Annotated in this window: 24 protein-coding genes and 1 tRNA gene; 4 read left to right on the top strand and 21 right to left on the bottom strand. The window is 67.7% G+C overall.

Translation table 11 applies throughout. From position 1 onward, the window contains the following. Nucleotides 1-3: 3 nt before the first annotated feature. The 12 genes from nuoE to rlmE all read right to left on the bottom strand — a co-directional run bounded on the left by nuoE (nucleotide 4) and on the right by rlmE (nucleotide 9,984). Entirely contained in the window at nucleotides 4-534 is a 531-nt protein-coding gene (gene nuoE, locus F788_RS0104065; protein WP_019589323.1) for an NAD(P)H-dependent oxidoreductase subunit E, read from the bottom strand. Further along, entirely contained in the window at nucleotides 534-1,787 is a 1,254-nt protein-coding gene (locus F788_RS0104060) for an NADH-quinone oxidoreductase subunit D (protein ID WP_018946357.1), read from the bottom strand. Before F788_RS0104060 ends, nuoE begins: the two co-directional genes overlap by 1 nt. Next, nucleotides 1,780-2,505 carry an NADH-quinone oxidoreductase subunit C gene (locus tag F788_RS0104055; protein WP_019021196.1) on the bottom strand — a complete coding sequence of 242 codons (726 nt, stop codon included), beginning with the start codon at nucleotides 2,503-2,505 and terminating at the stop codon, nucleotides 1,780-1,782. The genes F788_RS0104060 and F788_RS0104055 overlap by 8 nt, the downstream gene beginning before the upstream one ends. A gap of 17 nt (nucleotides 2,506-2,522) precedes the next feature. Continuing rightward, the gene (locus tag F788_RS0104050; RefSeq protein WP_018869962.1) at nucleotides 2,523-2,999 is read right to left on the bottom strand and encodes an NADH-quinone oxidoreductase subunit B family protein; all 477 of its coding nucleotides are present in this window, start codon (nucleotides 2,997-2,999) and stop codon (nucleotides 2,523-2,525) included. After that, complete coding sequence (locus F788_RS0104045) at nucleotides 2,990-3,346, bottom strand: NADH-quinone oxidoreductase subunit A (protein ID WP_018869963.1); 357 nt, start codon at nucleotides 3,344-3,346, stop codon at nucleotides 2,990-2,992. Before F788_RS0104045 ends, F788_RS0104050 begins: the two co-directional genes overlap by 10 nt. Before the next feature lie 266 nt (nucleotides 3,347-3,612). Continuing rightward, a tRNA-Leu gene (locus F788_RS0104040) sits at nucleotides 3,613-3,697 on the bottom strand. Nucleotides 3,698-3,715: 18 nt separating this feature from the next. Continuing rightward, the gene (secG, locus tag F788_RS0104035; protein WP_018946359.1) at nucleotides 3,716-4,102 is read right to left on the bottom strand and encodes a preprotein translocase subunit SecG; all 387 of its coding nucleotides are present in this window, start codon (nucleotides 4,100-4,102) and stop codon (nucleotides 3,716-3,718) included. After that, nucleotides 4,099-4,863, bottom strand: coding sequence for a triose-phosphate isomerase (gene tpiA / locus F788_RS0104030; RefSeq protein WP_019589322.1), 765 nt, complete (start codon nucleotides 4,861-4,863; stop codon nucleotides 4,099-4,101). The genes secG and tpiA overlap by 4 nt, the downstream gene beginning before the upstream one ends. Before the next feature lie 120 nt (nucleotides 4,864-4,983). Continuing rightward, complete coding sequence (glmM, locus tag F788_RS0104025) at nucleotides 4,984-6,324, bottom strand: phosphoglucosamine mutase (protein ID WP_019569086.1); 1,341 nt, start codon at nucleotides 6,322-6,324, stop codon at nucleotides 4,984-4,986. 11 nt (nucleotides 6,325-6,335) lie between these two features. Next, nucleotides 6,336-7,223: a dihydropteroate synthase gene (gene folP / locus F788_RS0104020; RefSeq protein WP_051080605.1), complete on the bottom strand. Its 888-nt coding sequence runs from the start codon at nucleotides 7,221-7,223 to the stop codon at nucleotides 6,336-6,338. A gap of 117 nt (nucleotides 7,224-7,340) precedes the next feature. Next, nucleotides 7,341-9,299 carry an ATP-dependent zinc metalloprotease FtsH gene (gene ftsH, locus F788_RS0104015; RefSeq protein ID WP_019021200.1) on the bottom strand — a complete coding sequence of 653 codons (1,959 nt, stop codon included), beginning with the start codon at nucleotides 9,297-9,299 and terminating at the stop codon, nucleotides 7,341-7,343. A gap of 58 nt (nucleotides 9,300-9,357) precedes the next feature. Beyond that, on the bottom strand, nucleotides 9,358-9,984 hold the full coding sequence (gene rlmE, locus F788_RS0104010; RefSeq protein WP_018869969.1) for a 23S rRNA (uridine(2552)-2'-O)-methyltransferase RlmE: 627 nt from the start codon (nucleotides 9,982-9,984) through the stop codon (nucleotides 9,358-9,360). Nucleotides 9,985-10,056: 72 nt separating this feature from the next. Between rlmE and yhbY the strand changes: the two genes are divergently transcribed. Continuing rightward, on the top strand, nucleotides 10,057-10,359 hold the full coding sequence (gene yhbY, locus F788_RS0104005) for a ribosome assembly RNA-binding protein YhbY (RefSeq protein WP_019589319.1): 303 nt from the start codon (nucleotides 10,057-10,059) through the stop codon (nucleotides 10,357-10,359). Here yhbY and greA read toward each other — a convergent pair. The 6 genes from greA to aroC form a co-directional block, all read right to left on the bottom strand. Beyond that, a complete protein-coding gene (gene greA / locus F788_RS0104000) occupies nucleotides 10,352-10,831 on the bottom strand; it encodes a transcription elongation factor GreA (protein WP_018869971.1) in 480 nt (159 codons plus the stop codon). The genes yhbY and greA overlap by 8 nt on opposite strands. Next, nucleotides 10,828-14,064 (bottom strand): carbamoyl-phosphate synthase large subunit, encoded by a 3,237-nt coding sequence (carB, locus tag F788_RS0103995; protein ID WP_019589318.1) that lies wholly within the window; start codon nucleotides 14,062-14,064, stop codon nucleotides 10,828-10,830. The genes greA and carB overlap by 4 nt, the downstream gene beginning before the upstream one ends. Before the next feature lie 73 nt (nucleotides 14,065-14,137). Beyond that, on the bottom strand, nucleotides 14,138-15,271 hold the full coding sequence (gene carA, locus F788_RS0103990) for a glutamine-hydrolyzing carbamoyl-phosphate synthase small subunit (RefSeq protein ID WP_019589317.1): 1,134 nt from the start codon (nucleotides 15,269-15,271) through the stop codon (nucleotides 14,138-14,140). 92 nt (nucleotides 15,272-15,363) lie between these two features. After that, entirely contained in the window at nucleotides 15,364-16,158 is a 795-nt protein-coding gene (gene dapB, locus F788_RS0103985; protein WP_026332698.1) for a 4-hydroxy-tetrahydrodipicolinate reductase, read from the bottom strand. 55 nt (nucleotides 16,159-16,213) lie between these two features. Beyond that, entirely contained in the window at nucleotides 16,214-17,380 is a 1,167-nt protein-coding gene (locus F788_RS0103980) for an MFS transporter (protein ID WP_026332697.1), read from the bottom strand. Nucleotides 17,381-17,499: 119 nt separating this feature from the next. Then, nucleotides 17,500-18,606 carry a chorismate synthase gene (gene aroC, locus F788_RS0103975; RefSeq protein ID WP_026332696.1) on the bottom strand — a complete coding sequence of 369 codons (1,107 nt, stop codon included), beginning with the start codon at nucleotides 18,604-18,606 and terminating at the stop codon, nucleotides 17,500-17,502. 162 nt (nucleotides 18,607-18,768) lie between these two features. Here aroC and F788_RS0103970 point away from each other — a divergent pair, with 162 nt between their 5' ends. Next, entirely contained in the window at nucleotides 18,769-19,284 is a 516-nt protein-coding gene (locus tag F788_RS0103970; protein WP_019569091.1) for a heme-binding protein, read from the top strand. Between the two features lie 22 nt (nucleotides 19,285-19,306). Next, nucleotides 19,307-19,768 (top strand): rhodanese-like domain-containing protein, encoded by a 462-nt coding sequence (locus F788_RS0103965; RefSeq protein WP_019021205.1) that lies wholly within the window; start codon nucleotides 19,307-19,309, stop codon nucleotides 19,766-19,768. 9 nt (nucleotides 19,769-19,777) lie between these two features. On the opposite strand, the gene prmB is transcribed toward F788_RS0103965, so the two are convergent. Further along, nucleotides 19,778-20,671 (bottom strand): 50S ribosomal protein L3 N(5)-glutamine methyltransferase, encoded by an 894-nt coding sequence (gene prmB, locus F788_RS0103960; RefSeq protein ID WP_018869979.1) that lies wholly within the window; start codon nucleotides 20,669-20,671, stop codon nucleotides 19,778-19,780. Between the two features lie 84 nt (nucleotides 20,672-20,755). On the opposite strand from prmB, the gene asd reads away from it, so the two are divergent. Then, nucleotides 20,756-21,619 carry an archaetidylserine decarboxylase gene (gene asd, locus F788_RS0103955; RefSeq protein WP_019589313.1) on the top strand — a complete coding sequence of 288 codons (864 nt, stop codon included), beginning with the start codon at nucleotides 20,756-20,758 and terminating at the stop codon, nucleotides 21,617-21,619. 18 nt (nucleotides 21,620-21,637) lie between these two features. Here asd and epmA read toward each other — a convergent pair whose 3' ends face one another. Together epmA and efp are read right to left on the bottom strand one after the other, a co-directional pair. Further along, nucleotides 21,638-22,618 (bottom strand): EF-P lysine aminoacylase EpmA, encoded by a 981-nt coding sequence (gene epmA / locus F788_RS0103950; RefSeq protein ID WP_019589312.1) that lies wholly within the window; start codon nucleotides 22,616-22,618, stop codon nucleotides 21,638-21,640. A gap of 10 nt (nucleotides 22,619-22,628) precedes the next feature. Next, a complete protein-coding gene (efp, locus tag F788_RS0103945) occupies nucleotides 22,629-23,192 on the bottom strand; it encodes an elongation factor P (RefSeq protein WP_019589311.1) in 564 nt (187 codons plus the stop codon). Between the last annotated feature and the right edge of the window lie 78 nt (nucleotides 23,193-23,270).

Raw genomic sequence — 23,270 nt, 5'->3', positions numbered from 1 at the left:
GCTTCAGGACTCCAGGCCGTCGAGAATCTCGTCCACGCGCTCCGGCGTCAGATTCTCGTAATAGACGTGGTTCACCTGCATCATCGGCGCCCCGCAACACGCGGCGAGGCATTCTTCTTCCTTCTTCAGGTAGAACTTCCCGTCGGGCGTGGTTTCGCCCAGGGTGATACCGAGCCGGTTCTCCAGATGTTCGATAATCCCGGCCGAGCCGCGCAGACTGCAGGAGATGTTGTTGCACACCGCAATGGTGTGCTTGCCCACCGGCTCGAGTTCGAACATCGAATAGAACGAACCCACCTCGTAGACGGCGATGGCCGGCAGCCCCAGGTAGTCGGCAACCGCGTCCATCTTCGAGGTGGAGACATAGCCGTCCTCGTGCTGGACCACCCGCAGCGCGGCGAGTACCGCCGAGCGTTTCTGGTCCTCGGGATACCGGGCCAGCCAGTGATCGATCTCTTCGCGCTCGTGGTCGCTCAGATCGACCTTGTGCTCGGCCGGCTTGTGAAAGGCAACGGGTTTGGGTTCGGCAGCCATCAGCGATCAATCTCCCCGAAGACAATATCCTGGGTTCCGATAATGGCCACGACGTCGGCCAGCATGTGGCCGCGCGCCATTTCGTCCAGGGCGGAAAGGTGAACAAAGCCCGGCGGGCGCACCTTGAGACGATACGGTTTGTTGGCGCCATCCGACACCAGATAGCAGCCGAACTCGCCCTTGGGATGCTCGATGCCGGCGTAGGCCTCGCCCTCCGGCAGGCACATCCCTTCGGTAAACAGCTTGAAGTGATGGATCAGCGATTCCATGTCCGCCTTCATCTCTTCGCGCTTGGGCGGCGTGATCTTGTGATCCTCCAGCAGCACCGGACCGGGATTCCTGCGCAACCAGTCGACGCACTGCCGAATGATGCGGTTGGACTGGCGCATTTCTTCCATGCGTACCAGGTAACGGTCGTAGCAGTCACCGTTGACGCCGACCGGGATGTCGAAATCCAGCTGGTCATAGACCTCGTAGGGCTGCTTCTTGCGCAGATCCCATTCCACCCCGGATCCGCGCAGCATCGGTCCGGTGAATCCGAGCTGCTTCGCCCGGTCGGCATCCACCACGCCGATACCGACCGTACGCTGTTTCCAGATACGGTTGTCGGTCAGCAGGGTCTCGTATTCGTCCACGCACCCGGGGAACCGTTCGGTGAACGACTCGATGAAGTCCAGCAGCGAGCCCTGCCGATTGGCATTCAGCTCGTCGACCGTTTCCTGCGACTTCCAGGCCGAGGGCTGGTATTTCGGCATAGTGCCGGGCAGGTCGCGGGCAACCCCGCCGGGCCGATAGTAAGTGGCGTGCATGCGCGCGCCGGAGACCGCCTCGTAGCAGTCCATCAGGTCCTCGCGCTCGCGGAACGCGTACAGGAACACCGTCATCGCGCCAATGTCCAGGGCGTGCGCGCCCAGCCACATCAGGTGATTCAGGATTCGGGTGATCTCGTCGAACATCACCCGGATGTACTGCGCCCGCAGCGGCGCCTCGATCCCGAGCAGACGCTCCATGGCGAGCACGTAACCGTGCTCGTTGCACATCATGGACACGTAGTCCAGACGATCCATGTAGCCGATCGACTGGTTGTACGGCTTGCTCTCGGCGAGCTTCTCGGTCCCCCGATGCAGCAGACCGATATGCGGATCGGCGCGCTGCACCACCTCGCCGTCCATCTCCAGCACCAGCCGCAGCACCCCGTGCGCGGACGGATGCTGGGGGCCGAAGTTCAGGGTGAAATTGCGAATCTCAGGCATGATCGGCTCCTTCCGCCGGCGCGTCGCCATCGGTGTAGCGATGGTCGTCGCGGATCACCTTCGGCACCAGCACGCGCGGCTCGATAGTCACCGGCTGGTACACCACGCGAGCCTGCTCGGTGTCGTAGCGCATCTCTACGTGCCCGATCAGAGGGAAGTCCTTGCGGAACGGATGGCCGACAAAACCGTAGTCGGTCAGGATACGACGCAGGTCCGGATGCCCCGAGAACAGGATCCCGAACAGATCGAAGGCCTCGCGTTCGAACCAGTTGGCCGACGCCCAGACATCCACCAGCGACTCCAGCTCCGGGAATTCGTCATCCGGCAGCCAGGCACGCATGCGCAGGCGACGATTGTTCTGCACCGACAGCAGATGGACCACCACGGCGAAACGCGGCCCGTCCCAGCGCGACTCACCGGGCGCATCATCGAACGTGAACCGGCCGGAGGTGGCGGGCTGGACGCCACGACTGAAGCCCTCACTGGAGGCATCATCGGTAGCCCATTCGGTCTGGCCGTACTCGAGATAGTCCACGCCGCACAGGTCGATCAGGATGTCGAATCCGAAATCCTCGTCGTCGCGCAGGGTCTCGGCGATCTCGCGCCAGGCGTCCACCGGTACTTCAATGGTTGCCTCGCCGTTGACCACCCGCACTCCGTCCAGGCGTTCGCCCAGCTTCGCGCGCAGTACGTCAATCCAGGTCTGTTGTTCAGCCATCTGCCACCCCGGGTCGCTCAGCGCGCGATCGTGTTCGTGCGCCGGATCTTGTTCTGAAGCTGAATGATGCCGTAAAGCAGTGCCTCGGCCGTCGGCGGACAGCCGGGCACGTAGATATCCACCGGCACGATGCGGTCGCAACCCCGAACCACGGCATACGAATAGTGGTAGTAGCCACCGCCGTTGGCACAGGAGCCCATGGAGATCACCCAGCGCGGTTCGGACATCTGGTCGTACACCTTGCGCAGCGCCGGTGCCATCTTGTTGACCAGCGTCCCCGCCACGATCATCACGTCGGACTGGCGCGGACTCGGGCGGAACACCACCCCGAACCGGTCCATGTCGTAGCGCGCGGCGCCCGTGTGCATCATCTCCACCGCACAGCAGGCCAGACCGAAGGTCATCGGCCACAGGGAGCCGGTGCGGGCCCAGTTGATGAGCTTGTCAGCCGAGGTGGTGACGTAGCCCTTTTCCAGAACGCCTTCTATTCCCATTCCAGCGCCCCCTTCTTCCATTCGTAGACAAAGCCGACTACCAGAATCAGCAGAAACAGCGCCATCGCAAGAAGCCCGAACAGGCCTACGGCATCGAGGGAGACGGCCCAGGGAAACAGAAAGGCGATCTCGAGATCGAAGATGATGAAAAGGATGGCGACCAGATAGAACCGAACGTCGAACTTGAGGCGCGAATCCTCGAACGCCTCGAAGCCGCATTCATACGGCGAATCCTTGGCGGCATCCGCCTTGCGGGGCCCCACAGCCATGCCGATCACCAGCGGCACGATGCCGATCACGATGCCTACTGCAATGAACAGCAGGATGGGCAGATATCCTTCCAGCATGTCTCTCTCCCGTACGCCGCCTCGGGCGGGCAGGTCCACGGGTCGGCCGAACAGGAGGGCCGGACCATGGGCGGTTCAGCGTTGCTGGGTGAATGCGCCGGGGCCGCGGCCCTCGGGCGATCGGGCCGGTGCGCTCACCGGTGAGGCAGTCTAGGTGAAGCCGGAAAACGGTGTCAAGCTCACATAGAAAGCCAAGTTACTGTTTATAAAGGCTTTACAATAAAAAGGTTCCGCCCGGTGCTCCGGACGGAACCTTCCCTGCAAAATGGTGCAGATGGTGGGACTCGAACCCACACGGCTTGCGCCACTACCCCCTCAAGATAGCGTGTCTACCAATTCCACCACATCTGCGTATTCCTGACTGAAGCCCTATTGTGGCACGTCCTGTGGCCGCGAGGGCGGATCGGCCGGCTCGTCGGCAGGGGAATCATCCGGCGCCATGCCCGGGACATCCCCGATCGGGATATCGTCCTCGACCGCCTCTTCGGGCGTCGGTTCATCCATCAGGCTGCGCGCCTCGGGTTCCGACGCGGCGATATAGGCCAGCGCCAGCCCGTTGATGAAAAACACCGCGGCCAGAAAGGCCGTGGCGCGGCTCAGGAAGTTGGCCGACCCCTGGGCACCGAACACGGTGGCCGAGGCCCCGCTGCCAAATGCAGCCCCGGCATCGGCGCCCTTGCCGTGCTGCATCAACACCAGCGCGATGATGGAGATCGACACCACCACCTGAACGACCAGGAGGATCCCGTAGATCATTCGCCCGCCCCGGTCGCGGCCCGTGCAATCCCGGCGAAATTCGCGGCATCCAGCGAGGCTCCACCCACCAGGCCGCCATCGATGTCATCGTGCGCCAGCAGCCCGGCGGCGTTGTCGGCCTTCATCGACCCGCCATACAGGATGCGCAGGTCGGCAGCCACGCGCGGATCGCGGCCGGCGACCCGGTTACGGATGAACGCATGCACCTCGGCCGCCTGCTCCGGGGTGGCCGTCAGGCCGGTGCCGATCGCCCAGACCGGCTCGTAGGCGATCACGGCGCGGTCCAGCGATTCGACCCCGGCGGCGTCCAGCACGGCATCGAGCTGCTCGCCCACCACCGCTTCGGTGCGGCCGGCTTCGCGCTCTTCCTTCTGCTCGCCCACGCACAGGATCGGGGTCACGCCGGCGGCCAGGGCCGCCTGATACTTGGCCGCGACCCAGGCGCTGTCCTCGGCCTGGCGCTCGCGGCGCTCGGAGTGCCCGACGATCACGTAACGGCAGCCCACATCCTTGAGCATGGCCGCGGCGACCTCGCCGGTGTAAGCGCCGGAGGCCTGATCGGAGCAGTCCTGCCCCCCGACCTCAATGAGGCTGTCGGCCAGGGCCTCGACCACTTCGGGCAGGTAGACCGCAGGCGGGCACACGGCCAGCTCGACGCCGGTCAGTCCGTCCAGCTCCGAACGGAGCGCGGACAGCAGCTCGCGATTGGCGTCGCGGGAGCCGTTCATTTTCCAGTTTCCGGCGACCAGCGGCTTGCGCATGCGGTGGTTCCTCCTGCGGTGACCCGGGTTCCATGATTGAGCGGCGGGATGTTACCGGCGCGTTCCCGGCAAATCAACCGACCACCCGGGCGCCGCGTGATGCGCACCGGGTGGCGTGCGTCAGGCGACCGCGCGGATGGCGTCCGCAATCCGTTCCGCGGCGGCCTGCGTGGCGCCCGCGTCTTCCGCCTCGACCATCACGCGGATCAGGGGTTCCGTGCCCGACGGTCGCAGCAGCACACGCCCGCGGCGGCCCAGCTCCGATTCCACTTCGGCCACGGCAGCGCGTACCGGCGGCGCTTCCAGACGCTCGCCTGCCCCCGCATCCAGACGCACGTTGACGAGTGCCTGCGGGAACTGCGGGATCGCCGCGGCCAGGTCCGCCAGGGAGCGCCCGGTCCGATGCATCAAATGGGCGATCTGCAGACCGGCTACGGTACCGTCGCCGGTGGTCGTGTGGTCCAGACAGACGATGTGTCCGGATCCCTCCCCGCCCAGCAGCCAATGGTGGCGACGCAGCTCCTCGAGGACATAACGGTCCCCGACCCGCGCGCGCACGAACGGGATGCCGGCTTCGGCCAGCGCGTTTTCCAGACCGAGGTTGGTCATCTGGGTGCCGACGACACCCCCGCCCAGCGTGCCCTGGCGCAGGCGTTCCAGGGCGAGGATCCCGAGGATGCGGTCCCCGTCCACGATCTGCCCCGCAGCGTCGACCAGGATCACGCGGTCGCCGTCACCATCCAGGGCAATGCCCAGGTCGGCGCCCGCAGCCCGCACGCGTTCGGCCAGGCGCTCGGGGTGCAGCGCCCCGACGCCTTCATTGATGTTGTAGCCATCGGGCGCGGCACCGGTCAGTTCGACCTCCGCCCCGAGCTCCTCGAACACATGCGGCGCGACGTTGTAGGTCGCCCCGTGCGCGCAGTCGAGCACGATGCGCATGCCGCGCAGTTCGGATCGCGCGGGGATCGCGCTCTTGCAGAATTCGACGTAGCGCCCGGCCGCGTCGGAGATGCGGACGGCCTTGCCCAGACGCCGCCCGTCGATGGCCTGCGCGGGTTCGTCGAGGCGTGCCTCGATCGCGGCCTCCACCGCGTCGGGCAGCTTGTCGCCCTCCGGGGTGAAAAACTTGAACCCGTTGTCATTGAACGGGTTGTGCGAGGCGCTGATCACCACCCCCGCAGTCGCACGGAAGGTCCGGGTCAGATAGGCGATGGCCGGCGTGGGCATCGGGCCCAGCAGGGCCACGTCGAGCCCGGCCGCCGACAGACCCGCCTCCAGCGCCGATTCGAACATGTAGCCGGAGACCCGGGTATCCTTGCCGACCAGCACCGGCCCCTGGGCATGTCCGTTCTCGCCCAGGATCTCCCCCACGGCGTAGCCCAGGCGCAGGGCAAACTCCGGCGTCATCGGCCATTCGCCGGTTCGCCCGCGGATGCCGTCGGTCCCGAAATAACGTCCCATGCGGTTCCTCCCTAAGACATGACCCCGCCAGTACCGCGGGGATCCAGCGCGGAGTATATCGCGAGGGCGTCCGCCGTGGCCGCGACGTCGTGCACACGCAGGATCCGCGCCCCCTGCTGCGCGGCGAGCAGCGCCGCGGCCACGCTCCCGCTGCCACGCTCCGTCACCGGCCGCTGTCCCAGCAGGGCCCCGATCATCGACTTGCGCGAGACCCCGACCAGCACCGGCCGACCATCACCGACCAGGTCCGGGAGATGGCGGAACAGCTCGAGATTGTGTTCCAGGGTCTTGCCGAAACCGAAGCCCGGATCCACCACCAGGCGGTCCGGCGGCACCCCCGCTTCCTGCAGTGCACTGCAGCGTGCGTCGAGGAACGCCCGCACCTCGGCGGTGACGTCTTCGTAGTGCGGTGCATGCTGCATCGACTGCGGCTCACCCTGCATGTGCATCACGCACAGGGCCACGCCGCGCTCCCGGGCGGCCACCACCGCCTCCTTCTCGGCGCCCGGACGGCGGAAGGCATTCACGTCGTTGAGCATGGCCGCGCCCGCGGCCACCGCGTCGCGCATGATCTCCGGCTTCATGGTATCGACCGAGACCGGCAGGGAAACCTCCGCCCCCAGCGCCTCCAGCACCGGCAGCACGCGGCGCCGTTCTTCCGCCAGCGAAACCGGTTCGGCCCCCGGGCGGGTGGATTCCCCGCCCACGTCGATCAGATCCGCGCCCTCGTCCTGCATCTGCCGCGCACGGGCCACCGCCCGATCCACGCGATCATGGGCGCCACCGTCCGAGAAGGAATCCGGCGTCACGTTGAGGATGCCCATCACCCGCGGGCGATCGAGAGGCAGCGGACCGGCCGGTCCCTGCAGCAGCACGGGGCTTGCATTTGTAGCGGTCATCAGTCGTCCCTGGAATGGCGGAAGACACCAACAGAAAGGCCGCCGCGACGGGGTCACGGCGGCCAGGGTGCTCAACGGTCATGCCCGCCGCCACGCGACGACGGGCCCTCGGGCGGGTCAGGACTGAGGTGCCGGCCCTCCGACCACGCCGCGGTCGCTGTCCCGCGAGTCGTCGGCGCCTTCCTCACCCTCGCCGTCACCCGCCGGGCTGCCGGCATCGCCCCCGCCGGAGGAGCCGTCGTTCCAGTCGGCGGGTTCACGCGGCTCGCGACCGGCCATGATGTCCTCGATCTGCTTGTCGTCGATGGTCTCGTACTTCATCAGTGCGCCGGCCATCGCATGCAGCTTGTCGAGATTGTCGAGCAGGATCTGGCGCGCATGATCGTAATGGGTATCGATGATCTTGCGCACCTCCTCGTCGATCGCATTGGCGGTTTCGTCGGACATCTGCTTGGGCTTGCCCATCTGCGGGCCGAGGAACGACTGCTGCTCGTCCTCGCCGTAGTCCAGCGGCCCCAGCTTCTCCGACAGCCCCCACTTGGTCACCATGTTGCGGGCGATCTGCGAGGCCTTCTCGATGTCGTTGGATGCCCCCGTGGTGACCGATTTCTCGCCGAAGATGATCACCTCGGCCAGGCGTCCGCCGAACAGGCTGGCGATCTGGCTCTCCAGCTTGGTCCGCGAATGGCTGTAGCGGTCCTCCTCCGGCAGGAACATGGTCACGCCCAGCGCGCGGCCGCGCGGGATGATGCTGACCTTGTACACCGGATCGTGCTCGGGGACGGTCAGGCCCACGATCGCGTGCCCCGCCTCGTGATACGCGGTCAGCTTCTTCTCGTCCTCGGACATCACCATGGAGCGGCGTTCGGCGCCCATCATGATCTTGTCCTTGGCGCGTTCGAAGTCGCTCATGTCCACCAGGCGCTTGCCGGCACGCGCAGCAAACAGCGCCGCCTCGTTGACCAGGTTGGCCAGATCCGCACCGGAGAAGCCCGGCGTGCCACGCGCAATCTTGTGCGGGTTTACGTCGTCCGCGATCGGCGTCTTCTTCATGTGCACGTTGAGGATCTGCTCGCGACCGCGCACGTCCGGCGGCGGCACCACCACCTGACGGTCGAAGCGCCCCGGACGCAGCAGCGCCTGGTCCAGCACGTCCGGACGGTTGGTCGCGGCGATCACGATCACGCCCTCGGTGCCCTCGAAGCCGTCCATCTCGACCAGCAGCTGGTTGAGAGTCTGCTCGCGCTCGTCGTGGCCGCCGCCGCCCATGCCGCCGCCGCGCTGACGGCCCACGGCGTCCAGCTCGTCGATAAAGATGATGCACGGGGCGTTCTTCTTGGCCTCGGCGAACATGTCGCGCACGCGCGAGGCGCCCACACCCACGAACATCTCGACGAAGTCGGAGCCGGAGATGCTGTAGAACGGCACCTTGGCCTCGCCGGCGATGGCCTTCGCCAGCAGGGTCTTCCCGGTACCCGGAGAGCCCACCATCAGCACGCCGCGCGGGATCTGCCCGCCGAGCTTCTGGAACTTGCCCGGGTCCTTGAGGAAATCGACCAGCTCCACGACCTCGTCCTTGGCCTCGTCACAGCCGGCCACGTCGGAGAAGGTCACCTTCACCTGGTCCTCGGACATCAGCTTGGCCTTGGACTTGCCGAACGACATCGCGCCCTTGCCGCCGGCACCGCCGCCCTGCATCTGCCGCATGAAGTAGATCCACACGGCGATCAGCAGCAGGATCGGGAACCAGCTGATGAGGATGCTCATCAACAGGCCGCGCTCGGCCTCCTCCTCGGCGTTGATCTCCACGTTATGGTTGAGGAGATCGCCGATCAGCCCCGAATCGTTCGGGTTGACGGTGGAGAAGCGCTCCCCGTCGGCCATCTGCCCGGTGATCTTGTCACCTTCGATGGTGACGCTGTCCACGCGACCGCTCTGCACCTGCTGGATGAACTCCGAGTAGGTGATGCTGCGCGTCGCCTGCTGCTCGGGATCGGGCGCGAAATTGTTGAAGATGGACATCAGGACGACGGCAATCACCGCCCAGATGATCAGATTCTTTACCAGGCCATTCAAAACGACACCTCAAAAGCTGTGCTGGGCCGAACGCGTATCCGTGAATACTAATGGATCGTTACACATCCCGTGGGTTCCGCGCCAATACATACACTTCGCGTGAGCGGGGCCGCGACGCCTTCGGCTTGCGCACCTTCACCTGTGCGAAACACCGGCGCAGCTCCGCAAGGTAGGCATCCGAGCCTTCCCCCTGGAACAGCTTGACCAGAAACGCGCCATTCGGTTTCAGCACGCGCAGCGCCAGATCCAGCGCCAGCTCGCACAGATGGATCGAACGCGGCTGGTCAACGGCATCCGTACCGGTAAGATTGGGGGCCATGTCGGAAAGCACAAGATCCGCACCCTCGCCGCCCAGGGTCTCGAGGATGCGGTCCAGCACTTCGTCCTCGCGGAAATCCCCGGTCACGACCTCCGCGCCGGGGACCGGGTCCATCGGCAGGATGTCGGAGGCGACCAGCACGCCCTTGCGCCCGATGCGACCGGCCGCGTACTGGGTCCAGCCCCCGGGAGCCGCCCCCAGATCCACCACGCGCATCCCGGGCCGCAGGAGACGGTCGCGCTGGTCCAGCTCTTCCAGCTTGAAGACCGCGCGACCGCGATACCCCTCCTGCTGCGCGCGCTGCACGTACGGGTCATCGAAATGCTCCTTCAGCCAGCGCTGACTGGAGCGACTGCGCTTAGGCACCACCCGTCCCCCGGTTTCGTGCCGGCGGCGGCGTGCTACACTCGTAACGTTTCAAAATGAAGCAAGCCTCCCGTGAATCTGACTGACGCGCAACGCCGCCATCTGCGCAGCCTGGCCCACCCGCGCAAGCCCGTCGTGACCCTTGGCCGCCACGGCCTGTCCGAGGCCGTACTGGCCGAGCTGGAACAGGCGCTGGCCCACCACGAACTGGTCAAGGTGAAGGTCGGGATCGGCGACCGCGACACCCGCGCCGAGGTCGTCCACGACATGTGCGAGCGCACCGGCGCGGAGCTGGTTCAGCGCATCGGGCATGTGGCCACCCTGTTCCGGCGCAACCCCGAAGCGCCGAAGGTCAGTCTCGACCCCGTCAGTTGACGTAGCGCACCTCGAGGATCTCGTATTCCGTCTCGCCTCCGGGTGCCTGAACGGTCACGATGTCGCCCTCTTCCTTGCCGATCAGCGCCCGGGCGATCGGCGAGGATACCGAGATCATGTTCTGCTTGATGTCGGCCTCGTCGTCGCCGACGATCTTGTAGGTGACCTCGCGCCCGTCCTCGGTGGCCTCCAGCACCACCGTGGTGCCGAACACCACCTTGCCGGTCTGCGGCAGCGCGGTCACGTCGATGATCTCCGCATTCGACAGGGTCGCCTCCAGCTCGCGGATACGCCCCTCGATGAAGCTCTGCTGCTCGCGCGCCGCATGATACTCGGCGTTTTCCTTCAGATCGCCGTGCTCGCGCGCCTCGGCAATCGCGTTGACCACCTTCGGCCGGTCTTCGGCCTTCAGGCGCCGCAGCTCTTCCTTCATCTTCTCGGCGCCATTCAGGGTAAGCGGTGTCTTCTTCATGAACCCAACCCTCCTGCTCGGTTCTCCTCGTGGAGCGACTGCAGCCGGAACACGTCGCTGCCCTCCAGATGGTCCAGGGCCTGGACCGTGGCCCGGGCCCCGGCGATGGTGGTGGTATAGCCCACCTTGTGCATCAGGGCCTCGCGCCGGATGGTGTAGGAGTCGGCGGTCGACTGCTTGCCTTCCACGGTATTGATGATAAAGCTGACCTCGTCGTTCTTGATCATGTCGACGATGTGCGGGCGCCCTTCGGTGACCTTGTTCACGCGGGTCACGGCGATGCCCTGCTCTTCCAGCAATCCGGCGGTGCCGCGGGTCGCCAGCACCTCGAAACCCAGCTCCACCAGCCGACGCGCGATCCCGATGACCTCCGGCTTGTCGATGTCGCGCACCGACACGAAGGCCTTGCCGGTGGAGGGGAGCCGCACGCCCGCGCCCAGCTGACTCTTGGCGAAGGCCTCGGCGAAGCTGCGGCCCACCCCCATCACCTCGCCGGTGGACTTCATCTCCGGCCCGAGGATCGGATCCACGCCGGGGAACTTGGCGAACGGGAACACCGCTTCCTTGACCGAGTAGTAGTCGGGGAACACCGCACCACCCACGCCCTGGTCGGCCAGCGAGGTCCCGGCCATGCAGCGCGCCGCGATCTTGGCCAGCGGCAGGCCGACGCTCTTGGACACGTAGGGCACGGTGCGCGAGGCACGCGGATTGACCTCCAGCACGTAGATGTCGTCGCCCTTGATCGCGAACTGGGTATTCATCAGCCCGACCACGCGCAGGCCCACGGCCATCTTGCGTACCTGATCCACCATGCGCTCCTGCAGCTCCAGCGACAGCGAGAACGGCGGCAGCGAGCAGGCGGAGTCCCCGGAATGGACACCCGCCTGCTCGATGTGTTCCATCACCCCGCCGATGAACACGTCCTGGCCGTCGCAGACGGCGTCGATGTCGACCTCGATCGCATCGTCGAGGAAACGGTCCAGCAGCACCGGCGCCTCGTTGGAAACCGAGACCGCGCTGTGCATGTAGCCGCGCAGGTCCTCGCGGTCGCGCACGATCTCCATCGCGCGGCCTCCGAGCACGTAGGACGGGCGCACCACCAGCGGGTAGCCGATCTCGTCGGCCAGCTTCTCGGCCTCTTCCTCGCTGCGCGCGGTGCGGTTCGGCGGCTGCTTGAGCCCCAGCTTGTTCAGCAGGGCCTGGAAGCGCTCGCGGTCCTCGGCCAGGTCGATCGAGTCGGGGCTGGTACCAATGATCGGCACCCCGGCATCCTCCAGGTCCCGCGCCAGCTTCAGCGGGGTCTGACCGCCGTACTGCACGATCACGCCGGCGGGCCGCTCGGTCTCCACGACCTCCAGCACGTCCTCCAGCGTGAGCGGCTCGAAGTACAGCCGGTCGGAGGTGTCATAGTCGGTGGAGACCGTCTCCGGGTTGCAGTTGACCATGATGGTCTCGTACTGGTCCTCGCGCATGGCGAGTGCCGCATGCACGCAGCAGTAGTCGAACTCGATCCCCTGGCCGATGCGGTTGGGCCCGCCACCCAGCACCATGATCTTCTGCCGGTCGCCCGGCTCCGCCTCGTTCTCTTCCTCGTAGGAGGAATACATGTACGCGGTGGTGGTGGCGAACTCGGCCGCACAGGTGTCCACCCGCTTGTACACCGGGCGCACGCCAAGACGATGACGGTGCTTGCGCACGGCCTTCTCGGTCTCGTTCAGCAGCCGGGCCAGGCGCAGGTCGGAAAAACCGCGCTGCTTCAGCCGGTACATCTCCTCGGCATCGATCTCGCCGAGGATGCGGTCGCGCACCGCCTTTTCCAGATCCACCAGCTCCTGGATCTGCGCCAGGAACCAGGGATCGATGGCGGTCAGCTCGAAGATGTCCTGCACGCTGAAGCCGTGACGGAAGGCATCCGCCACGTACAGCAGCTGGTCGGGCGTCGGGTTGGCCAGTGCGGTGCGCAGGCGCTCCACCACATCCGGCGCGTCGAGATCGATGCGCTCGTCCAGGCCGTCCATCCCGGTCTCCATCGAGCGCAGCGCCTTCTGCAGGGATTCCTGGAAGGTCCGGCCGATGGCCATCGCCTCGCCGACCGCTTTCATCTGCGTGGTCAGGCTGGCCTCGGCCTGCGGGAACTTCTCGAAGGTGAAACGCGGGATCTTGGTCACCACGTAGTCGATGGACGGCTCGAACGAGGCCGGGGTCAGGCCGCCGGTGATCTCGTTCTTCAGCTCGTCCAGGGTATAGCCCACCGCCAGCTTGGCCGCGACCTTGGCGATCGGGAAGCCGGTCGCCTTGGAGGCCAGCGCGGAGGAACGCGACACCCGCGGGTTCATCTCGATCACGATCATGCGCCCGTTGTCAGGGTTGATCGCGAACTGCACGTTGGAGCCGCCGGTCTCCACCCCGATCTTGCGCAGCACCGCCAGCGAGGCGTCGCGCATGATCTGGTATTCCTTGTCAGTCAGGGTCTGCGCCGGGGCCACGGTGATCGAGTCCCCGGTGTGGATCCCCATCGGATCGACGTTCTCGATGGAGCAGATGATGATGGCATTGTCCGCCTGGTCGCGGACCACCTCCATCTCGAACTCCTTCCAGCCCAGCGCGGACTCCTCCAGCAGCACCTGGTTGACCGGCGAGAGGTCGAGCCCGTTCTTGACGATGTACTCGAACTCCTCGCGGTTGTAGGCGATGCCGCCGCCCGAGCCGCCGAGGGTGAACGAGGGCCGGACGATCACCGGAAAGCCGATGCGCGGCTGGATCTGCTGCGCCTCTTCCCAGGAATGCGCCAGCTCGGCGGTGGGGGTGTCCAGGCCGATATCGGCCATCGCCGCCTTGAAATGGTCGCGGTCCTCGGCCATGTCGATCGCCGCCTCGTTGGCGCCGATCATCTCCACCCCGTGCTTGTCCAGCACCCCTTCGCGCGAGAGATCCAGCGCGCAGTTCAGCGCGGTCTGCCCGCCCATCGTGGGCAGCAGCGCATCCGGCTGCTCGGCGGCGATGATCTTCTCCACGGTCTTCCATTCCACCGGCTCGATGTAGACCGCATCGGCCATCTCCGGATCGGTCATGATGGTCGCCGGGTTGGAGTTCACCAGGATCACCCGGTAGCCCTCCTCGCGCAGGGCCTTGCAGGCCTGGGCGCCGGAGTAGTCGAACTCGCAGGCCTGGCCGATCACGATCGGGCCGGCCCCGAGGATCAGGACGCTCTGGATATCGGTACGCTTGGGCATGAGGCCGCTCTCGCTGGCTGTCGGGTCAGGATTCGGGTTCGGCGGACGGCACGCGGGCGCGCCGCCGGGGTTCTCAGGCGCGGGCGGCGCGCATCATCTCGACGAAATCGTCGAACGCCGCGGACACGTCATGCGGCCCCGGGCTCGCCTCCGGGTGTCCCTGCAGGCTGAACGCCGGGCAGTCCGTCCGCGCAACGCCCTGCAGGGTGCCGTCGAACAGCGAGCGGTGGGTCGGCGTCAGGGTCTCCGGGAGCCGGTCCTCGTCGATCGCGAACCCGTGGTTCTGCGACGAGATCATCACGCGCCCGCTGGCTTCCTGACGAATCGGGTGGTTGGCGCCGTGGTGGCCGAATTTCATCTTCACGCTCTGCGCGCCGCTGGCCAGGCCCAGCAGCTGATGGCCGAGGCAGATACCGAACAGCGGCAGGCGCCGCTCGCAGAATTCACGGATCGCCTCGATCGCGTAGCCACAGGGTTCCGGATCGCCCGGCCCGTTGGACAGGAATACCCCGTCGGGCGCCAGCTCCAGCACTTCGGCGGCCGGGGTCTCCGCCGGCACCACGGTCACCCGGCAGCCGCGATCCACCATCATCCGCAGGATGTTCTGCTTCATGCCGAAGTCGTAGGCCACCACGTGATACTCGGCCGCCTCCGGGCTCAGCTGCCGCGGCTCCCCGCCCAGCTGCCAGGTGCCCTCCAGCCACTCGTAGCGCTTGCGCGTGGTGACCTCGCGGGCCAGATCCATGCCCTTGATGCCGGGAAACTCGCGGGCGGCGGCCAGGGCCGCCGACTCGTCCACCTCGCCGGCCTGGATGCAGCCGTTCTGCGCGCCCTTCTCGCGCAGCAGACGGGTCAGCCGCCGGGTGTCGATGCCGGCAATGGCGACGATCCCGTGGCGCAGCAGGTAGTCCGGCAGCGATTCGCGCGAGCGGAAGTTCGACACCAGCGGCGGCACGTCGCGCACGATCAGCCCGGCGGCCTGCGCGCGGGACGACTCGTCGTCTTCCGGGGTGGTGCCGGTGTTGCCGATATGCGGATAGGTCAGGGTCACCATCTGCCGGGCATAGGAGGGGTCCGTCAGGATCTCCTGATAGCCGGTCATGGCCGTGTTGAACACCACCTCGCCGACGGTCTGGCCGAGGGCGCCGATCGCCTGGCCATGGAACACGGTGCCATCTTCAAGGACGAGCAGGGCGGGCGCGGGCACGGGCGAACCTCCGGCAGGGCATCTACGAAAGGGATGGAATCAGTGTACGCGAGGGCCCGAACCCCCGTCCAACACGGACCGCGCGGACGGGGCTACAGCTCGCGCAGGCCGAGCACGTCCTGCATGTCGAACAGCCCGGGCCCGCGTTCGCTGGCCCACACCGCCGCACGCACCGCGCCGGCGGCGAAGATCCCGCGATCCGAGGCCTTGTGGGTAATCTCCACCCGTTCGCCCTCGCCGGCGAACAGCGCGGTATGCTCGCCGACGATGTCGCCGCCGCGCACCGTGGCAAAGCCGATGGTGCTGCGCTCGCGCGCACCGGTGTGCCCCTCGCGGCCGTACACCGCGTCCTGTTCCAGGTCGCGCCCCAGGGTGTCGGCCACGATGCGCCCCAGACGCAGCGCGGTGCCCGACGGGGCATCCACCTTGTGCCGGTGATGCGCCTCGAGGATCTCCACGTCGGTGCTGTCACCCAGCGCGCGCGCCGCCAGTTCCACCAGCTTGAAGGTCAGGTTGACCCCCACGCTCATGTTGGGGGCATACACGATCGTATGCTCCGTGGCCGCCTCGCGCAGCGCCGCCTCCTGCGTCGCATCCAGGCCGGTGGTGCCGACCACCAGGGTGCGGCCCGCCCGGCGGCAGATCTCGAGGTGCTCCATGGTGGCCTCGGGGCGGGTGAAATCGATCAGCACGTCGAAATCTCCGGTCACCGTGTCCAGATCCTCCACCAGGTGCACGCGGCCGGCCGCATCCACCGGCTGGCCGATGGCCTCGCTGCCCGGACGTTCGCTGGCGGCACCCAGTTCCGCCTGCGGGTGTTCCTCCACCGCGCGCACCAGGTTCTGCCCCATGCGCCCGGCGGCGCCCGCGACTGCTACTCGGATCATGATCGTTGCGTCCTCCTGTCAGTTGCACAAAGCCTACGCGAGCCCCGCCGATGCGTCAGCCCGCCCGGGTCCGGGCCACCACCCGCCGGTGGCGCCAGTGACCGAACAGCGAGGCCACCACCCCGGCTGCCGCCAGCCCCGCGGCCAGCACGTAGACCGAGGCCGAGCCCACGCCGTCCCACAGATAGCCGGCGGCCAGACTGCCCAGCGCACCCCCGATGCCGAAGGCCAGCGATGAATAAAGCGCCTGCCCGCGCCCCTGCAGCCGGCCGGGGAAGAAATAATGGATCAGCGAGATCGCCGCCGCGTGATACACCCCGTAGCTGAAGGCATGCAGGGTCTGGATGAACAGCAGCATCGGCAGCGACTCCGGCACCGCCGCCAGCAGCGACCAGCGCAGGGTGGTCAGCACCAGCGCGAGCGTCACCAGGAACCACGCGCCGAAGCGCAGGATCAGCCGCGGCGTGATCAGGAACAGGAACACCTCGGCCAGCACGCCCAGGGCCCACAGCTGCCCGGCCATGGAGCGGGAGAAACCGGCCTCCTCCACGTACAGGGTGAAGAACGCATAGTACGGCCCGTGACTCGCCTGCATGAAGAAACAGGCCAGGAACAGCCCGATGACCTCGGGCCGCCGCAGCACGCTCCCGATCGACGGCACGTTGTTCTCGGCCACCTCGTCACGCGGCGGCTCGGGGACCTGCAGCGTGCTGACATACAGCCCGACGAACAGCAGCAGCACCAGCCACGGCAGCCAGGCCACGTCGATGTAGTCGAACAGCCAGCCCAGCGAGGCCACCGCCACGATGAAGCCCACCGACCCCCACAGCCGCACCAGCGCATAGCGGTGACTGTCGCGCCCCAGGGTGCGCAGGGTGGTGGCCTCGAACTGCGGCAGGATCGCGTTCCAGAAGAAGCTGAACACCGCCATCACCGCCGCCAGCCACCAGTACCCCGAGTACAGCAGCACCCCGGTGAAGGCGATCAGCCCCGCCAGCGCCCCCGAGCGCACCAGCGGCATGTGGGTGCCGGTACGATCGGCCAGCCATCCCCACACATTGGGCGCGATGATCTTGGTCGCCAGCACGATCGCCATCAGCTCGCCGATCTGCGAGCCGGAGAACCCCAGCTCGGACAGATACGGCCCCCAGTAGGGCATGAACGCCCCGATGGTGGCGAAATAGAAGAAGTAGAAGCTGGACAGGCGCAGATTGGGCGTCACGACCGGAACCACGGGTTACGGGCCACCCCGGCCCCGCGCGTGACGGGCCCGGGGCGACCGGGAAAACGGACGAAAGGGGCCGGCTAATGCCCCCGGGTGCCACTACGGGGCCAACGGGCTCAGGCGCCCGGGGAGCCCCCGGGATGCGGCCCGCGGTCGGGCACGTCGGCGTTCTGCCCGCGATGACGCAGGGCATGATCGGCCAGCACCAGCGCCGTCATCGCCTCGGCGATGGGCGCGGCACGGATGCCCACGCAGGGGTCGTGGCGCCCCTTGGTCACCACCTCCACCGGCTCGCCGGCGGTGTCGATGCTGCGACCCGGCAGGCGAATCGACGAGGTCGGCTTGAGCGCCAGGTTCGCGCGCAGCGCCTGGCCGGTGGAGATCCCGCCCAGCACGCCCCCGGCATGGTTGGACAGGAAACCGTCCTCCGGGGTGATCTCGTCGCGGTGTTCGGTGCCCCGCTGGGCGACACTGTCAAAACCGGCGCCGATCTCCACGCCCTTCACCGCATTGATGCTCATCAGGGCGTGGGCCAGCTCGGCATCCAGGCGGTCGAACACCGGTTCGCCCCACCCGGCCGGGACTCCGCGGGCCTCCACCGTCACCTGCGCCCCGATGGAATCCCCCGACTTGCGCAGCTGGTCCATGAACTCTTCGAGCTCCGGGACCCGCTCGGGATCCGGACAGAAGAACGGGTTCTCTTCGGTGCGGGCAAGGTCCTTCTCCGCCAGCTCCAGTGGCCCCAGCTGCGACAGCCAGCCCTGGATCGCGATGCCGTAGCGCTCCTCGAGGAAGCGCCGTGCCACCGAGCCCGCCGCCACCCGCAGCGCGGTCTCGCGCGCGGAACTGCGCCCGCCCCCGCGATAGTCGCGGATGCCGTACTTGCGGTGATAGGTGTAGTCCGCGTGCCCCGGCCGGAACTGGTCCTTGATCTCGCCGTAGTCCTTCGAGCGCTGGTCGGTATTCTCGATCAGCAATCCGATCGGAGCACCGGTGGTCACGCCCTCGAACACCCCGGACAGGATGCGCACCCGGTCCGGCTCGCGCCGCTGGGTGGTATGGCGCGACTGGCCCGGCCGCCGCCGGTCCAGATCCTTCTGCAGATCGGCCTCGGTGAGCGAGATCCCGGGCGGGCAGCCATCCACGACCCCGCCCAGGGCCGGTCCATGGCTTTCGCCGAATGTAGTGACGACGAACAGTCGTCCGAAGCTGTTTCCTGACATGGCGCCAGTCTACCGCCCGCGGCCGGGGATGTCGCCCGTCCCCGGCCACGGCCCGGGAACCGGGCCATCCGTCGACCCATGCGTCGACACGAAAGTCGGCCGAGGAATCCGCGCCGCCGCCGTGTCGTCTATGCTCCTGTCATTCAACCCAAGGAGAGTCCCATGACCCGCCTGCAATCCCTCCGCCGCACCGCCCTGGCCACGCTGCTCAGCGGCATGCTGGGCTTCGGCGGCTCGGCCGCGGCCGATGTCTACACCGAGCTGCCCAGCCTCAACCTGGACCTGGCCCAGGAGCTGGCGATGGCCACGGTGCAGTCCTGCCGCGACGACGGGCACCAGGTCAGCGCCGTGGTGGTCGACCGCAGCGGCAACGACCGCGTGGTCATGCGCGATGACCGCGCCGCGCCGCAGACCATCTCGATCGCCGGTGACAAGGCCCGCGCCTCGGTGATGTCGGGTCTGGACTCCGGCGATTTCGTCGCCAACCGGGAAGACATCCGCCACGAAATGAACAACGTGGACGGGATCCTGATGCTGGACGGGGCCATCCTCATCGAGGCCGCGGGCCGCGTCCTCGGTGCGGTGGGGGTCTCCGGCGCCCCGGGTGGCGATCTGGACCGGGCCTGCGCGGAAGAAGGCATGGAGGCGATCCGGGAAGAACTCGACTTCGCCATGTAACCCTGCAACCGGAGACCATCGCATGAGCGAACATTCCGACCCGCACGGACACTCGCCGGACACCGGCGCCGGCGTCCCGCGCATCCACCCGGTGGAGGTCCGGGAGCGCCTGCGCGAACGGCCCCGGGATCTGCTGGTCGATGTTCGCTCGACCATGGAATTCCTGTTCGTCGGCCACCCGGTGGGGGCCGTGCACATCCCGTGGATCGACGAACCGGACTGGACGGTGAACCCGGACTTCGTGCCGCAGGTGCGCAAGCTGCTGCTGGGCGGGGCCATGGATACCGCCGAGGACGCCCCGTCGGTGTACCTGATCTGCCGCAGCGGCAAGCGTACCCTGGCGGCCGCCGAGGCCCTGCTGCAGGCCGGGATGCACAACGTGTATTCGGTCGAGGAGGGCTTCGAAGGCCCGCTGGACGAGCAGCACCACCGCTCCACCGTAGGCGGCTGGCGCTATCACGGCCTGCCCTGGGAGCAGTGCTGAAGGCGGACCTCAGGCGGGGGGCAGGTCCTGCGCCCGCACCACGAACACCCCGTGGCCACCGGCCTCGAAATCCAGCCAGACCATCGGGATGTCATGGAAGGCATCCTCCACCGCCTCCTGACTGTTGCCCACCTCCACCATCAGCACGCCGTCGTCGGTCAGGTGGCGACGCGCCCCGGCGAGGATGCGGCGCACGATGTCGAGGCCGTCGTCCCCGGCCGCCAGGCCCAGTTCCGGCTCGTGGCGGTATTCGTCCGGCAGATCGGCCATGTCGCGGGCGTCCACGTAGGGCGGGTTGGTCACGATCAGATCATAGCGATCCTCCGGACCCAGCCCCTCGAACACGTCGCTCTGCACCAGCCGGACGCGGCCCTCCAGCTCGAAGCGCGCCACGTTGTCGCGCGCTACCGCCAGGGCATCCGGCGAGATGTCGGCCAGATCCACCTGCGCCTGCGGGAAGACCAGCGCGGTGGCGATGCCGATGCAGCCCGCCCCGGTGCCCAGATCCAGAACGCGCTCCACCCCGTCCGGGTCCACCCACGGCTCGAACCCCGACTCGATCAGCTCGGCGAACGGCGAGCGCGGCACCAGCACCCGCTCGTCGACATGGAAGGGCAGCCCGGCGAACCACGCCTCGCGCGTGAGATAGGCCGCCGGCTTGCGCGACTGGATGCGCTCGCGCAGCAGGCCCTCGACCCGTTCGCGCTCCGCCTCGGTCAGCCGGCTGTCCCACCAGTGGGCCTCCAGGTCCAGCGGCAGATGCAGCGCGTGCAGGGTCAGCCAGGCCGCCTCGTCGAAGGCATTGTCGGTGCCGTGCCCGAACGCCAGCCCGGCCGCGCGGAACTGCGACGCGCCGTAGCGAATGAAGTCGCGCAGGGTGAGCAGACCGGTACCGGGTTCCATTTTCACACTCCGGGAAGGGTTGAAGGGTCGTCATGATAAACCGCAGCCGGCATCATGCACCCGATCCCACGCCACGAGAACCCCATGAGCGCCGTCGATCCCTGGCTTGCCCGCCTGTCCCGCGCCCTGCCCCATCACGCCCTGTCGCGGCTGGTGCACCGGCTGGCCCGCATCGAATCCCCGCGCGTCCAGCCGCTGCTGCGTGCCTTCGTCCGCCGCTTCGAGCTCGACATGAGCGAGGCCGCGGAGCCGGACATCGCCGCCTACCCCAGCTTCAACGCCTTGTTCACCCGCGCCCTGCGCGACGGGGTACGCCCGCTGGAGGGCGACGCCGCGACCGTGGTCAGCCCGGCGGATGCCCGGGTCAGCGCCAGCGGGCGCATCGAGGCCGGGCGCATCTTCCAGGCCAAGGGGCACGACTATTCGGTGGAAGAACTGCTGGGCGGCGAGAACGACCTCGCGGTGCCGTTTCGCGACGGGCATTTCGTCACCCTGTATCTGTCCCCGCGCCACTACCACCGCCTGCACATGCCGCTGGACGGCACCCTGACCCACGCGATCCATGTCCCCGGGCGGCTGTTCTCGGTGGCGCCGCGCATCGTGCGCCACGTGCCGCGCATCTACGCCCGCAACGAACGCGTGGTGGCGCTGTTCGACACCCGCTTCGGCCCCATGGCGATGGCACTGATCGGCGCCCAGAACGTGGGCTCGATCGAGACCGTGTGGGCCGGGGAGATCACGCCGCCCGCGGCGCGCGAGGCCAGCTGCGTGACCTGGCCGGAGCGCGACATCGCACTGGAGCGCGGCGCGGAGATGGGCCGCTTCAACCTGGGATCGTCGGTGGTCCTGCTGCTGCCCCCGGGGCCGCTGGAACTGGACCCGGCGCTGACGCCCGAAACCGAGGTGCGGGTGCGCAGCGCCCTGGGGCGTTACACCGACCGGGACTGAGCCGCCGCCGCGGGCGCTTCAGGCGCATCCCCAGGGGAAATCGATCACCCGCCGGATATCGTCCTCGCCCAGCAGGCGCATCAGCAGGCGGTCCACCCCCAGCGCCACCCCGGCGCAGTCGGGCAGTCCCGCTTCCAGCGCAGCCTCCAGGAACGGATCGGCCGCGGGTTCCGGCTGGCCGCGCGCGCGCCGCCGCGCCCGGTCCTGCTCGCGGCGCCGGCGGAATTCCACCGGGTCGGTCAGCTCGAAATAGCCGTTGGCCAGTTCCAGATCGCCCCAGTAGACCTCGAAGCGCGCGGCGCAGCCGGGACGCTGGCGACTGCGCCGGGCGAGGATCGCCTGGCTCTCGGGGTAGTCGTGCAGGATGGTGATGCGCCCCGGCGGAAACCCGGGCACCACGCACAGAGACACCAAAGCATCCAGCCAGGCGTCGCGGTCCAGTTCGCCGTGGACGGTCAGGCCGCGCTCCGCGGCCACGGCCTGCAGGCGCGCCGCGTCGTCGTTCAGCGCATCGACGCCCAGGGCCTCGTCAAGCAGGTCCGGGTAGGCGACCACCCGCGGCTCCGGGTCCGGCACGTGCCAGGCCGGGTCCGCCGCCGAGATCTCCTGCAGCAGGGTCACCACCTCGTCGGCCAGCGTCCGGTCGTCGAGCCCGAGGCGATACCATTCCAGCAGGCTGAACTCGGGGTTGTGGCGAACGCCGCTTTCACCGCCGCGAAACACCCGGGCGATCTGGTAGATGTCGCCCGCCCCGTCCGCCAGCAGGCGCTTCATCGGGTATTCCGGCGAGGTCTGCAGCCAGCCCTCCATGCGCCCGCCGGCGCCATCGCCGGCCTGCGCGTGCCAGCTCTCCATGGCGGGGTCGAGGACCGTGCCCCGACCGAGGATCGGGGTCTCCACCTCCAGCACGCCGCGGCGCGTAAAGAAGCCCCGCAGTTCGGCCAGCAGGCGGGCCCGGGCCACGCGGGCCCCGGCGGCCCGCGGCCGCCAGTCCGACACGAACGCCGGTTCAGACGCGCGAGACGTATTCACCCTTGCGGGTGTCCACCTTGATGGTTTCACCCTCCTCGACGAACAGCGGCACCTTGACCACTGCGCCGGTCTCCAGCGTGGCCGGCTTGGTGCCGCCCTGGGCGGTGTCGCCGCGGATGCCCGGGTCGCACTGGGTGATCTGCAGCTCGACGAAGGACGGGGCCTCCACCGACAGCGGCTCGCCGTTCCACAGGGTCACGGTGCACATGTCCTGTTCCTTCAGCCACTGGTCGGAGCCATTGAGTGCGGCCTTGCTCACCGCATACTGCTCGAAGCTCTCCGGGGTCATGAAGTGCCAGAACTCGCCGTCGTTGTAGAGATACTGCATCTCGGTCTCGAGCACGTCGGCGGCTTCCACCGACTCGCCCGACTTGAAGGTCTTCTCCACCACGCGCCCGGTGCGCAGGTTGCGCAGCTTCACGCGGTTGAAGGCCTGCCCCTTGCCCGGCTTGACGAACTCGTTCTCGACGATGGACATCGGATCGCCGTCCAGCAGGAGTTTGAGACCGCCCTTGAATTCGTTGGTACTGTAGGTTGCCATTGCGCGTAGTCCTCGAAGGTTTCCAGCCAGTTCTTCCAGCCGTTCAAACGACGCGGGCCGGCCGTCCCGCCGGGAACC

It is taken from the genome of Thioalkalivibrio sp. ALE10 (assembly GCF_000381385.1).
Taxonomy (GTDB): Bacteria; Pseudomonadota; Gammaproteobacteria; order Ectothiorhodospirales; family Ectothiorhodospiraceae; genus Thioalkalivibrio.
Note: the sequence above shows the minus strand (reverse complement) of the source record. Positions and strands in the feature narration are given on the sequence as shown.

Excerpts from the sequence above, each read along its gene's own strand:
- nuoE (WP_019589323.1), bottom strand. The coding sequence starts at position 534 with ATGGCTGCCGAACCCAAACCCGTTGCCTTTCACAAGCCGGCCGAGCAC.
- F788_RS0104060 (WP_018946357.1), bottom strand. The coding sequence starts at position 1,787 with ATGCCTGAGATTCGCAATTTCACCCTGAACTTCGGCCCCCAGCATCCG.
- F788_RS0104055 (WP_019021196.1), bottom strand. The coding sequence starts at position 2,505 with ATGGCTGAACAACAGACCTGGATTGACGTACTGCGCGCGAAGCTGGGC.
- F788_RS0104050 (WP_018869962.1), bottom strand. The coding sequence starts at position 2,999 with ATGGGAATAGAAGGCGTTCTGGAAAAGGGCTACGTCACCACCTCGGCT.
- F788_RS0104045 (WP_018869963.1), bottom strand. The coding sequence starts at position 3,346 with ATGCTGGAAGGATATCTGCCCATCCTGCTGTTCATTGCAGTAGGCATC.
- secG (WP_018946359.1), bottom strand. The coding sequence starts at position 4,102 with ATGATCTACGGGATCCTCCTGGTCGTTCAGGTGGTGGTGTCGATCTCC.
- tpiA (WP_019589322.1), bottom strand. The coding sequence starts at position 4,863 with ATGCGCAAGCCGCTGGTCGCCGGAAACTGGAAAATGAACGGCTCCCGC.
- glmM (WP_019569086.1), bottom strand. The coding sequence starts at position 6,324 with ATGGGACGTTATTTCGGGACCGACGGCATCCGCGGGCGAACCGGCGAA.
- folP (WP_051080605.1), bottom strand. The coding sequence starts at position 7,223 with ATGACCGCTACAAATGCAAGCCCCGTGCTGCTGCAGGGACCGGCCGGT.
- greA (WP_018869971.1), bottom strand. The coding sequence starts at position 10,831 with ATGAAGAAGACACCGCTTACCCTGAATGGCGCCGAGAAGATGAAGGAA.
- carB (WP_019589318.1), bottom strand. The coding sequence starts at position 14,064 with ATGCCCAAGCGTACCGATATCCAGAGCGTCCTGATCCTCGGGGCCGGC.
- dapB (WP_026332698.1), bottom strand. The coding sequence starts at position 16,158 with ATGATCCGAGTAGCAGTCGCGGGCGCCGCCGGGCGCATGGGGCAGAAC.
- aroC (WP_026332696.1), bottom strand. The coding sequence starts at position 18,606 with ATGTCAGGAAACAGCTTCGGACGACTGTTCGTCGTCACTACATTCGGC.
- F788_RS0103970 (WP_019569091.1), top strand. The coding sequence starts at position 18,769 with ATGACCCGCCTGCAATCCCTCCGCCGCACCGCCCTGGCCACGCTGCTC.
- F788_RS0103965 (WP_019021205.1), top strand. The coding sequence starts at position 19,307 with ATGAGCGAACATTCCGACCCGCACGGACACTCGCCGGACACCGGCGCC.
- prmB (WP_018869979.1), bottom strand. The coding sequence starts at position 20,671 with ATGGAACCCGGTACCGGTCTGCTCACCCTGCGCGACTTCATTCGCTAC.
- asd (WP_019589313.1), top strand. The coding sequence starts at position 20,756 with ATGAGCGCCGTCGATCCCTGGCTTGCCCGCCTGTCCCGCGCCCTGCCC.
- efp (WP_019589311.1), bottom strand. The coding sequence starts at position 23,192 with ATGGCAACCTACAGTACCAACGAATTCAAGGGCGGTCTCAAACTCCTG.